The following is an 11,506-nucleotide window of genomic DNA, read 5'->3' as shown; positions in this document are numbered from 1 at the left end:
CCGGGGAATAATAAATATGCGACTGCTGAATAAAATTTTTGTGTTGGGAATGCTGGCGGCTATGGCTGGGTGTGGGGTTAATCCCTATCGCAGCAATACGACAACGGAGGTTGGTCAGGGAACGGCGCAACCATCAACGCCTGCAACAGAAACGGCTGCGCCGCAGCAGCCGGATCGTACCGGTCGTCCCGTGTCGCCTCCAGTGCGCATTTCTCGGGTGGAGCCTACACCGGCGGCGCGTCAAATGTTGGCCAATGCGGAAGCGGCTGCCCGCGAAGGGCGTTATGATCAGGCGATGCTGATGGTGGAGAGAGCGCAACGAATGTCGCCAAAGGCGGGGGATGTCTACCTGATGATGGCGCGTTTGCACTACGATCAGCAGCGCTACGCCAAATCCGAACAGCTATGTCTGAAAGCGTTGTCCCTGGCGGGAGATGACAAAGCCTTCAAGGAGTCGGCAATGTACTCGCTGGATAAGGCGCGTCAGGCGCAAGGCAAGTAAGCGAACGCTTATTTACTTATAAAAGATAATAAAGAAGGGGGGCTTCTAAGGCTCCCCCTGATGTGAATTTGTTTGAATATGGCGGCGACAGCTCAACCGCCTGCTACATTGAAGCGAACAGGCTGGAGGCCGCCTCCAGTGTGGCTTCAATATCCTCGTCGGAGTGCGCCGCGCTGACAAAACCAGCTTCATAGGCGGATGGGGCCAGATATACGCCTTTATCCAGCATGCCGTGGTAGAACTTGCGGAAACGCTCCAGGTCGCAACGGGTGACTTGCTCAAAGCGAGAAACCTTCTTCTCTTCACTGAAAAAGAAGCCAAACATGCCGCCAACCTGATTGACGGTCAGAGGGACGCCTGCTGCTTGCGCACGCTCCTGAAGCCCCTTCGCCAGTATTTCAGTCTTGGCTCCCAGCGTTTCGTAGAAGCCCGGTTCGCTGATTTTGTTCAGCATGGTTAAGCCACAGGCCATCGCCAGAGGGTTGCCGGACAGCGTACCCGCCTGATAAACAGGGCCGAGTGGGGCTATGTGCGACATAACGTCGCGCCGACCGCCAAACGCGCCGACCGGAAGGCCTGCGCCAATGACTTTGCCTAGTGTTGTCAGATCCGGTTTGACGCCATAAACCTGTTGGGCTCCGCCTAATGCAACGCGGAAGCCGGTCATAACTTCATCGAAAATCAGCAGAGAACCATGTTCGTCGCAAACGGCGCGTAATGTTTCCAGGAAGCCGGGCTCAGGCGGGATGCAGTTCATATTGCCAGCGACGGGCTCAACGATGATTGCGGCAATTTCGTCGCCGTGGCGAGCAAAGACCTCCCTGATCATCACTGCATCGTTGTAAGTCAGAGTCAGGGTGTGCTCCGCTACGCTGGCGGGAACGCCTGGAGAGTCGGGAATGCCCAGGGTGAGCGCGCCAGAGCCGGCTTTCACTAGAAGTGAATCGGCGTGGCCATGATAACAGCCTTCGAATTTGACGATTTTGTCTCTTCCGGTAAATCCTCGCGCCAGACGTATGGCGCTCATAGTGGCCTCTGTGCCGGAATTCACCATTCGCACCATTTCAATGGAGGGAACCAGCTCGCACACCTTTTCCGCCATATCGATTTCGATGCGGGTGGGAGCGCCAAACCCCAGGCCATTGGCGAGTTGTCGCTCCAGCGCCTGACGCACGTCAGGGTGAGCGTGACCCAGAATCATAGGTCCCCAGGAGCCGACATAGTCGATATAGCGCTTATCGTCCTCATCGTACAGATACGCCCCTTCGCCCTTGCTGAAGAAAACTGGAGCTCCGCCGACGCCGCGAAACGCCCGTACCGGCGAATTAACGCCGCCGGGAATGTGTTGCTGGGCGCGGCTGAAAAGTTCTTCTGAGATAGTCATGCCTGTTCCTGTACCTGTGACTTAAAAAGGACAAATTATGCTGCGCATTGTGGGAACTCCGGATAGGGAATGCAAATACTCAGATCCTTATGCCTAAAACGGACGCACCACCACCATAATGATGATGCCGACCAGCACTAGGACGGGGGCTTCGTTCAGCCAGCGATAGAAAACGTGGCTGCGTTGATTACGATCTTCCCTGAAGGCTTTTAACAGGTGTCCGCAGTAAAAGTGATAACCAATCAGAGCTACGACCATTGTCAGTTTGGCGTGCATCCAGCCTTGCGCCAGATAGCCCGCGAAATTATAAGACAATAACCACAGGCCCAGGCCAACGGTGATGACCATTGATGGCGTTGCGATACCGCGGTACAGCTTACGCTCCATAACCTTAAAGCGTTCCTTGCTGATTTCATCATCGCTCATGGCGTGGTAGACGAATAATCGCGGCAGGTAAAAAATGCCGGCGAACCAGCATACCATGGCAATGATATGAAAGGCTTTTATCCAAAGCATGCTGTGCTCCTTGTTCTGCTTGCTTGCATATTTAGAGATTTATTTGCTTTTGTATTGATAGTAAGACTCCAGGTCCGCTCGAGTGATCACGCCGATAATAGGCTTGATCAGAGGGGCCGTGGTGCGTTCAACATATAAGGCTTCTACACCGGTGGCGTTGAGCCTGTCCAAAGCCTCCTCTAGTGTGGCCTGGACATGTAGTGACGCGGCGTCCCGTCGCTGAGCGGGAAAGCTGAGCAGGTCTATGGTCGCCTCTTCTGCGTTAAAGTCCGCTTTCCCCTCCTCCTCGGAAAGGTATCGGGCCAAGTCTGCAGCAGGCAGTATGGCGCGCGGGCCGCCTTCGCTCTCAATAATGATCCAGCGCGGCTCTGTGCGCAGTAGCTCTTTCGCCTCGCTAAACGCCACCTTCTGCTGTGATCGTTTAATGCTTCTTTCCATGATCGCGCCCACCGCCACCCGGCGCAGAGCCAGGGTCAGCGGCTCCGCGCGATAGTCCAGTCCCTGCAGTTGCAACATGGTAAGGAACACTGACCGCTGCCGAAAGTAATGGGAGGCGATCAAGCTGGACACAATAATGATCAACATCGCAGGAAGGATGACGTTAGGGTTCCGGGTCAGCTCAATTACCGCCATGATCGCCGCCAATGGCGCCTGTAGCACAGACCCCATCATGGCGCCCATACCCAGCACGGCATAGAAACCAGGCTCTGACGCCAAGGTTGGCATCAATATTTGCGCCAGGACGCCGAGTGCGCCACCGAGGGTGGCGCCTATGAACAGGGTAGGGCCTATGATTCCGCTTGGCATGCCCAGGCCGATAGCTGTTGCGGTGACCAGCAGCTTCGCCAGCGCGATGGTCAGCAGTAGCAGGAAGCCAATGTTGCCGGCGATTGCATCGTTAACCGTGTCATAACCAATCCCCATGATCTGGGGCAAAGCCAGCGCGGCCAGTCCGGTCAGCAAGCCTGCCGCCAACAAGCGCCAAAGAATGGGCGCCTTCACCCGCTCCGTGGTTTGGCTGATGATTTTGACGAACATGGCGGAGCACATGCCGATCAGTATGGCGACGGCGACAATGTAAGGCAGCTCCACAAGCGAGTTCAGGCTGAAGTTCGGTACGATGAACGCCGGGTCGTCACCGTAAACAGGCTGAGATACAACTGCGGCGGTCACCGCCGCCAGGATAATTGGAGTAAAGCCGTTGATAGTGTATTCCAGCATGACCACCTCCATCGCGAAAATCACTCCTGCAATGGGGGTGTTGAATGATGCGGACACGGCGGCGGCGGTACCGCAGCCCACCAGCATACGAATACTGTTGTTGGGGAGTCTCATCCACTGACCCAGCAAGCTGGAGCTGGTGGCGCCAAGGTGTACGGCGGGCCCTTCCCGGCCTGCGCTTTGGCCGGTCGCCAAAGTGGCGACGCCGCAGAAAAACTGAAGTAATCCGCTACGCAGGGAAATATACCCCTGATGGTAACCCAGTCTCTCCATAACGTGGGTCACGCCGACTTTGCGTTGTTGAAGGCCTAGACGCATCAGCCACAGGGCGAGAATTAGCGCTCCGACAATTGGCAGACAGAAATGCATAAGCGGCGTCAATTGCTCAAAATTCTCGGCACTGTCTCCAGGCAGAAGGTAACCCAGTGGAAGTTCGATCGCGGCGCGAAACAACAGAATGACGACGCCGGTGATTAAGCCGGCAAGAAACCCCAACAGGGCCAACTGCGGCAGCGCCTCATAGCTGGCTACCCGGCGGCGGAAAGACTGAAATAGCAAGTCCAGCTTGAGAGTAAGCGCGGAGACTTGTTTTTTTTGTGTTTTCTTTCCGTTTGGTTTGAGCACAAACCTCTCCTATTCAAACTTGTTGCTGAGTTTGTTCGACAGGTATTGCTGCCATGGCGTAAAGCCAGAGGGTGGAATGTAAGAGCGCCGCCCGCCATTCAGGAAAGCTGACTCTGCGCGGGTGTCGGAAAGCTGCTAGTATAGCGAATTTATTAGGGTATTGTTCGGCGCAGCTGCGGTTGTGCGGGGAAATTGGTTTGGCATCTAGCGGAGGTCAGTAAGCTCGTGGTTAAAATTGGCATTGTCGGCGGCACTGGATATACCGGCGTTGAGTTGATCAGGTTACTGTTGGCTCACCCTGAAGCGGAGGTGACTGTCGTAACATCGCGAGGAGATGCTGGCGTTCCTGTTGCGGAGATGTTTCCCAATTTGCGAGGTTTCACTGACCTGTGTTTTAGCACTCCTGATGTAGACGAATTATCTGGATGTGACTTGGTATTTTTTGCTACGCCTCATGGCGTCGCGATGGAGATGGTTCCCCAACTGCTGGCCAAAGGAACCCGCGTGGTGGATCTGGGTGCAGATTTTCGTATCAGTGACGCGGAGCTGTGGAGTCGCTGGTATGGGCAACCGCATACTGCACCAGAAGCGTTGACTGAAGCTGTCTATGGTTTGCCTGAGGTGAATCGTGCGCAGATCAGGGCTGCTCGCCTTGTCGCCAATCCGGGATGTTACCCCACGGCTGTCCAGTTAGGCTTTTTGCCTTTGGTGAGCAAAGGCTTGGTGGATACGCAACGCCTGATTGCTGACGCTAAATCTGGCGTGAGCGGCGCTGGACGTCAAGGTAAAGTGGCTAATCTTCTGTGCGAAGTCAGTGAAAGCTTTAAAGCTTATGGCGCTTCGGGACATCGTCATCTGCCGGAAATTAAGCAAGGGCTGGCTCAGGCCGCTGGTGTGCCGGTTGGGCTGACTTTTGTGCCTCATCTTGTCCCTATGATTCGCGGTATTGAGGCGACTCTGTATGCGGAACTGAAGCAGGAACGTGAGGACCTGCAGGCGCTTTATGAGTCGTTTTACGCTAACGAGCCCTTTGTTGACGTGATGCCGTTTGGAAGTCTTCCTGAGACGCGCTCGGTAAAAGGTTCCAACTTATGTCGTATTTCGCTGCACCGGCAACCTGAATCTAACGTGGTGATTGTGCTCTCTGTGATCGACAATCTAGTGAAAGGCGCAGCGGGCCAGGCCGTGCAAAACATGAATATTATGCTGGGGTTGCCGGAAACTGCGGGCCTGAGCCTCATCGCCGCGTTGCCCTGACATAGTCCTAAGCAGCGCGTATTTCAAGCCAAATGCGTGACGGTGTTTGGCTTGCTACCTAAATTCACAAAAAATAACTTTGCCGACAATAAGTTAGTAGAGAATACTAAGATGGTGGGTAAGGTTATGGACACTTCAGAATCGGTACTAGTCGTCAATGTCTACCAATGCAAACGAAAAGCTGGTCGTCGTACCTTATCGTCCAGGGGAAACACTCAAGAAACGGGCTCTGGCCTGGCTGGCCATAATCATAAGCATTACTGGCGGCATCGCCATGGGATGGTATTTCTCTGATTTTAGGAAGGAAAAACTGGGTTCTAAGAACCAAGAGCTTAACCGCATGTTGGTCATAGCGGAAAGGCGCGCCACTGAGCTGGCGCAACAGGTGGCTAACCTGGAGCGCGGGAAAGCGATTGATCAAGCCGCCAGTACGGATGTGTTGAAGACCATTCGCGATTTGGAGAGCGCAAACCTTCAGTTGAGAGAGGACATCGCTTTCTACAAGAACATCATGGCTCCTTCGGATGAAGACACCGGCTTGCAGGTTCAACGCATGGAAATTCGTCCTACGCGGGAAAATCGAAGGTTTCAGTATAAACTTGTACTAACGCAAGTGGCTGACAACCAAACCTACATCCAAGGCGTTGTGGCTGTGAACCTGATTGGAGCGAAGGAGGGTGAAAAGGAGATTTTGCCATTGAGGGATGTCGCTGGAGCCGAGGAGTTGGGGGTTAAGTTCAGATTTCGTTATTTCCAGGATATTGCTGGAGAAATGGAATTGCCGGAAGGTTTTGTGCCTGAGCAAATTCAGGTAGTGGCGCAATCGACCGGGAAAAAAGCAACGAAAATAGAAAGAACCTTCGATTGGAAGGTCGGGGAGTAACAATGTTTGGGAAAAAGAAAACTAAATCAAAAAATGTCAATGGTGGGCACTTCGACACTCTGATTTCGCGTAGCACTGAAATCAAGGGAGACCTGCAATTTACAGGTGGTTTGCACATTGATGGCAAGATACTGGGGAAAATCAAGGCTGACACGACTGATGAAGACGCGATTGTGCGTGTAAGCGACGTTGGAGAGGTAAATGGCGACGTTATCGCGCCACACATTATTATCAATGGCAAAGTGAATGGCGACGTTTACTCTTCCGAGCACATCGAGCTGGCGCCGAAAGCCTCTATTACTGGTAATGTCTACTACAACCTGATCGAAATGGCGATGGGCGCTGAAGTGAACGGCAACTTGGTGCATAGTAAAGAGAGCGTTTCTACTGCGACGGTGGCGACTACGGATAAACCCGAACAGAAGAAAGCGACGAAAGAGGATAAAAAAGCTGGTAAAACTCAGGATGGCGCCAGCGATCAGCCTGAACTGATTAACTTGGCCAGTCATTGATATAGTTGACCGATTAAGTAGGATAAATAGATAATTCACGCTGTATCCTACTTTTTCATTTGCCGAGTATTGAGCGCTTGCAACCAGAGTTGCGGCGGGAGGAGCTATGAACGTCGCTGAGACATACGAACCGACCCCTATTATTTTCACTGACAACGCCGCAGCGAAAGTGAAGTCATTGATTGAAGACGAGGGAAATGATGAGCTGAGCCTGCGTGTGTTTGTGACAGGTGGCGGCTGCTCCGGGTTTCAGTATGGCTTCTCTTTTGATGAAGCTGTAAACGAAGACGATACAGTCGTCGAAAAGGGCGGCGTCCGTTTGGTAGTGGACTCGCTCAGCTATCAATACCTTGTCGGAGCGGAAGTGGACTTTCGCGAAGGTTTGGAAGGCGCGCAGTTCGTCATTAAAAATCCGAATGCCTCAACCACTTGTGGTTGCGGTAGCTCCTTTTCTATTTAAGGAACCGATATATGCAGTTCAGCCGCTATTTTACCTTTCTGTGGCTGACTGTCTTTTCTCTCTCGCCCTATGCGGCGGATCGACCGGAAACAAGCCCTGCCATTGCAACTAGTTCCTTGAATTATTTGGCTAAAATTGAGCTTCACACACCGGAGGAAATTGCCGAGCTGTTCGAAAGAGCTTCTAAATTGCTGGAAGGAGAGAATGGATATTCTCTTGGCAGTCCCATTGCTTTTGTGCTGCACGGGCCGGAAGTCGAATATTTCGCCAAAATGAACTACCCCGAATTCAAGTCCATTGTGGATAAGGCTGCACAATTGGATGCTTTCCGAGTCATTGACGTGAGAGTGTGTAACTCTTATCTGCGTCTACATAATATTGACCGCAGCGCTCTGCCGCCTTTTGTTGAAATTGTGCCGTATGGACCGGCGGAAGAGAAAAAGCTGAAAGAGAAAGGGTATGTGGATTTTTAGTTCACACTCATCAAGGTCTGGCGTCAGGCAGGATAAATAGCTCCCAATATTCTCTCGCCGCGAGCGCGGGTTACCGCCGGGATGTTGCCAGGCAATCCAGCTAAAGTTCGTTGCGCCAGCCACGCGAAAGCGATTGCTTCCATAAAGTCAGGATCAATGCCTGCGCTGTCTGTTCCAGACACCTTAACCTGTGGCAGGTGATGACGTAGCCTTTCCATCAGAAAGAGGTTGTGTACGCCTCCGCCGCAGACAAATAAGTGTGTGATGGCCTGAGCGTTTAAGGCATCGCAGATGGTCTGGGCGGTCAATTCAGTTAGTGTCGCCAAAATGTCTTGGTTATCGATGGATGTAACGCTCTGCAAACTCGTCGTCAGCCACGTTTCATTGAAAAGCTCTCTTCCCGTGCTTTTTGGAGGAGCTAAAGAGAAGAACGTATCCTTCTTCATTTCCTGCAGCAATCTACTGTTGATCGCGCCTTTTCTTGCTATCTCCCCGCCTATGTCGCACTCCTGCTGGAAGGTCTGCGCGCACCATGCGTCGATAAGGATATTTCCTGGTCCGCAATCAAAGCCAATAACTGAGTTTGCCTTTTCCGACCATTGGGTGATGTTGGCGATTCCGCCAATGTTGACGACAGCGCAATTGGGGAAGCGGTGCTGTAAAGCGTGCAAATGAAAGGCGGGCGCCAGAGGGGCTCCTTCACCGCCCGCTGCAATGTCTCTGCGCCGAAAGTCGGCAATAACCGTAATTCCGGTTTTCTCTGCCAGTAGGCTGGGGTTGCCGAGTTGGTGCGTATATGGCCAGCTGATTGCTGGGCGGTGCCGGATGGTTTGACCGTGGCATCCTATTGCGCAAATGCGGCTGCCTTTGAGGTCGGCATTTTGTATAAGACCATTAATAGCTTCGGCATAGAGCAAGGTTAGCTGGCTTTCGGTAGCGAAGAGCTCGTCAGGTCGCCAACTGTCAGCGGTAGCTAGGCTATGCAGGGCGGATTTCAGTTCAGAAGAGAACGGGGTAAAGGAGGTTGCAAGAGTCTCTGGAAGCTCGCCCTGGAAACTGACCAGGGCTGCATCCACGCCGTCCAAGCTGGTGCCGGACATTAGTCCAGCGAATAGTTGCCCCCGTTCGTTCATAGATCCGCGTTGTCGGAACTTAAACTATCGCGCTTTGCGATTTGGTAGCTATCCGAATAAGCCTGCAGCTGGGCGAGAGCTGTTTGCGCTTGCTCCTTGAAACGCGCCATTTCTTTGTTGGCGACGGGTTGTGCGTGAGGAAACTTCACGGTCACTGGGTTCTTGTGTACGCCATTGACGCGGAATTCGTAATGCAAGTGCGGTCCGGTCGCTAGCCCTGAGCTGCCTACATAACCTATGACCTGCCCTTGGTTGATGCGTTTGCCGTTCTTAATACCTCGTGCAAAGCCTTTCATGTGTGCGTACAGCGTAGTGATGGATTGCCCGTGTTGTAAAATCACCACGTTTCCGTAGCCCCCTTTGCGACCGGCGAATATAACTTTACCATCTCCGCTGGCTTTGATTGGCGTACCACGACCAGCTGCGTAGTCAGTACCTTTGTGGGCGCGGAACTTATGCAGAACAGGATGTTTGCGTTGCAGATTGAAATGAGAGGATATACGCGCGAAATCTATTGGTGTGCGCAAAAAAGCCTTTTTCAGGCTTTTTCCTTCTGGAGTGAAGTAGCCGGTTTTACCTTCCTGATCCTCATAGCGTATGGCAGTGAAGGTTTCACCTTGGTTTGTGAACTCTGCGGCGAGAATGTTTCCGTTGGAAATCTTTTCGCCATCCAGATAGAGCTCTTCATAAACCAGTTTGAAGGAGTCGCCGCTACGAATATCCAGTACAAAGTCCACATCCCAACCGAAAATATTCGCCAGATCCATAATCAGGCTGTCCGCCAGGCCGGCATTTTTGGCGTCTATAAATAATGCTGACTTAATAACGCCTTCTGCATAAGCAGTCTGCACATCAGGCTTGAGCACTACTTTCTCAAGCTCAAATTTGTTCTCGGCGTTTGCGTTGATCAACCAGTTTTCCAGCTGACTACGATGAATTCGCAACGCGCTGAGTTTGTTTTCCTGGTTAAATGCAAAGTCTAGCTTTTCTCCTGGAAAAATTTGGGTCCACTCTTTGCCTGGGATATCTTCCAGCATTTGCGCTAGCTCGGCACTGGATGCGCCGGCTCTCTTAAATAGTGCGGAAAGGCTGTCTCCATTTTTAACTTCAAACGCATTCCAGGCGACTTCTGGTTCAGTTGCGGCAGGGACTGGCCCCATTTCAGCATCCTCTGCTGCAGAAGGGACTAGCGGTTTGGCTTGTAAGGCGGCGCTATCTTCTGGCGGATCTGCGAGTGGACTGTTGGAGTCGACTTGGCTGGGTGGTTGATTTTCTAAAGGAAGATTTAATGTAATGCGGCCTTCTGCTGCTTGCTCGGATGGGCTAAGAATGAGCGCTGATCCGAGCATAGATCCTGCGGCTGCAACCGCCAGGAAATGTATCCGTGAAAACTTGGGTAATATTTTCTTAATTAACATCGAAGGTTAAGTCCAGATGTTTGTAAAAAGCTTTAACTAGTGAGTATAAGCGTTTTTGGAAACTGTGCATATATCAAACAGTTTGGTTGGCGAAAAATGCTGCTATACTATCGCGCCCCCGGGTCATATTAAAGCCGTTGCTTGGTGCTACGTTCGTGACAAGGGTCATGATTATCGATTACTAAGTGTTAATAGCGTAACAAGTTGCAAATAGGGCGTCTGTAATGCCATCTGTAGAAGAGTCTTTAGCGCTGATAAAGCGCGGTGCGGAAGAAATTATTCAAGAAGAAGGGCTGATCGAGAAACTAAAAAGGGGGGAGCCGCTCAGGATAAAAGCTGGCTTCGATCCGACGGCGCCTGATTTACATTTGGGGCATACAGTTCTTATTAATAAGCTACGCCAGTTTCAGGATTTAGGGCATCAAGTTATTTTTCTGATTGGCGATTTCACAGGGATGATAGGCGACCCAACTGGTAAGAGCGCGACACGCCCTCCTTTAACGAAGGAAGATGTGGCGCGAAACGCTCAGACATATAAAGAGCAGGTGTTCAAAATTCTTGACCCTGAAAAAACGGAAGTTCGTTTTAACAGTGAGTGGATGGATCAGCTCTCTGCTGCGGATATGATTCGCTTGGCGGGGCAGTATACAGTCGCGCGCATGCTTGAACGTGACGACTTCCATAAGCGGTACCATGGTGAGCAGTCGATTTCGATTCACGAGTTTCTTTACCCGTTAGTGCAGGGCTACGACTCGGTTGCTTTGCGCGCAGACGTGGAGTTGGGAGGGACTGACCAGAAGTTTAATTTATTGATGGGCCGCATGCTGCAGAAGCACTATGATCAAGAGCCTCAAGTGATCATAACCATGCCAATATTGGAAGGTTTGGATGGTGTGCAAAAGATGTCGAAATCTTTAGGTAACTATATAGGCGTTAATGATCTCCCTGGGGAGATGTTCAGCAAGCTGCTTTCTACTCCTGACGAGTTAATGTGGCGCTATTTCGAGCTCTTGAGCTTTCGGGATATGGCGGAGATCGAGGACTTTAAAGGACAGGTCAACGCTGGAGGAAATCCTCAGAACATCAAGCGACTGCTTGCTGAAGAGATTGTTGCTCGTTTTCA

The 11,506-nt window shown here is 51.9% G+C and carries 12 protein-coding genes (1 of these 12 only partly in view); 7 read left to right on the top strand and 5 right to left on the bottom strand.

Going from position 1 to position 11,506, the window contains the following annotated elements; translation table 11 throughout:
* Positions 1 to 16 precede the first annotated feature (16 nt).
* Positions 17 to 502 carry a tetratricopeptide repeat protein gene (locus tag AC2IBB_RS31025; RefSeq protein ID WP_486330498.1) on the top strand — a complete coding sequence of 162 codons (486 nt, stop codon included), beginning with the start codon at positions 17 to 19 and terminating at the stop codon, positions 500 to 502.
* A gap of 103 nt (positions 503 to 605) precedes the next feature.
* On the opposite strand, the gene hemL is transcribed toward AC2IBB_RS31025, so the two are convergent.
* From hemL to AC2IBB_RS31010, 3 genes are all read right to left on the bottom strand, one after another.
* Positions 606 to 1,886 (bottom strand): glutamate-1-semialdehyde 2,1-aminomutase, encoded by a 1,281-nt coding sequence (hemL, locus tag AC2IBB_RS31020; protein WP_486330497.1) that lies wholly within the window; start codon positions 1,884 to 1,886, stop codon positions 606 to 608.
* Positions 1,887 to 1,979: 93 nt separating this feature from the next.
* Positions 1,980 to 2,402: a protoporphyrinogen oxidase HemJ gene (gene hemJ, locus AC2IBB_RS31015; protein WP_486330496.1), complete on the bottom strand. Its 423-nt coding sequence runs from the start codon at positions 2,400 to 2,402 to the stop codon at positions 1,980 to 1,982.
* A gap of 39 nt (positions 2,403 to 2,441) precedes the next feature.
* Complete coding sequence (locus AC2IBB_RS31010; RefSeq protein WP_486330495.1) at positions 2,442 to 4,247, bottom strand: chloride channel protein; 1,806 nt, start codon at positions 4,245 to 4,247, stop codon at positions 2,442 to 2,444.
* 225 nt (positions 4,248 to 4,472) lie between these two features.
* On the opposite strand from AC2IBB_RS31010, the gene argC reads away from it, so the two are divergent.
* From argC to AC2IBB_RS30985, 5 genes are all read left to right on the top strand, one after another.
* A complete protein-coding gene (argC, locus tag AC2IBB_RS31005; protein WP_486330494.1) occupies positions 4,473 to 5,504 on the top strand; it encodes an N-acetyl-gamma-glutamyl-phosphate reductase in 1,032 nt (343 codons plus the stop codon).
* 157 nt (positions 5,505 to 5,661) lie between these two features.
* Positions 5,662 to 6,387, top strand: a complete 726-nt coding sequence (locus tag AC2IBB_RS31000; RefSeq protein ID WP_486330493.1) for a DUF6776 family protein — start codon at positions 5,662 to 5,664, stop codon at positions 6,385 to 6,387.
* A 2-nt stretch (positions 6,388 to 6,389) separates the two neighbouring features.
* Positions 6,390 to 6,899, top strand: a complete 510-nt coding sequence (locus AC2IBB_RS30995) for a bactofilin family protein (protein WP_486330492.1) — start codon at positions 6,390 to 6,392, stop codon at positions 6,897 to 6,899.
* A 106-nt stretch (positions 6,900 to 7,005) separates the two neighbouring features.
* Positions 7,006 to 7,359 carry an iron-sulfur cluster insertion protein ErpA gene (erpA, locus tag AC2IBB_RS30990; protein WP_486330491.1) on the top strand — a complete coding sequence of 118 codons (354 nt, stop codon included), beginning with the start codon at positions 7,006 to 7,008 and terminating at the stop codon, positions 7,357 to 7,359.
* 11 nt (positions 7,360 to 7,370) lie between these two features.
* Positions 7,371 to 7,832, top strand: coding sequence for a DsrE family protein (locus AC2IBB_RS30985; protein WP_486330490.1), 462 nt, complete (start codon positions 7,371 to 7,373; stop codon positions 7,830 to 7,832).
* Between the two features lie 23 nt (positions 7,833 to 7,855).
* Here the strand turns inward: AC2IBB_RS30985 and AC2IBB_RS30980 are convergent, their stop codons facing one another.
* Positions 7,856 to 8,932 (bottom strand): anhydro-N-acetylmuramic acid kinase, encoded by a 1,077-nt coding sequence (locus tag AC2IBB_RS30980; RefSeq protein WP_486330489.1) that lies wholly within the window; start codon positions 8,930 to 8,932, stop codon positions 7,856 to 7,858.
* 29 nt (positions 8,933 to 8,961) lie between these two features.
* The gene (locus AC2IBB_RS30975; protein WP_486330488.1) at positions 8,962 to 10,383 is read right to left on the bottom strand and encodes an OapA family protein; all 1,422 of its coding nucleotides are present in this window, start codon (positions 10,381 to 10,383) and stop codon (positions 8,962 to 8,964) included.
* 224 nt (positions 10,384 to 10,607) lie between these two features.
* Between AC2IBB_RS30975 and tyrS the strand changes: the two genes are divergently transcribed.
* Positions 10,608 to 11,506, top strand: the 5' portion of a protein-coding gene (gene tyrS / locus AC2IBB_RS30970) for a tyrosine--tRNA ligase (RefSeq protein WP_486330487.1). 304 nt of this gene lie beyond the right edge of the window; only the first 899 of its 1,203 coding nucleotides appear in the window; it begins with the start codon at positions 10,608 to 10,610; its stop codon lies beyond the right edge, outside the window.

This window comes from Hahella sp. NS-SX17, from assembly GCF_057367735.1.
This window is presented reverse-complemented; position numbering and strand designations above follow the sequence as displayed.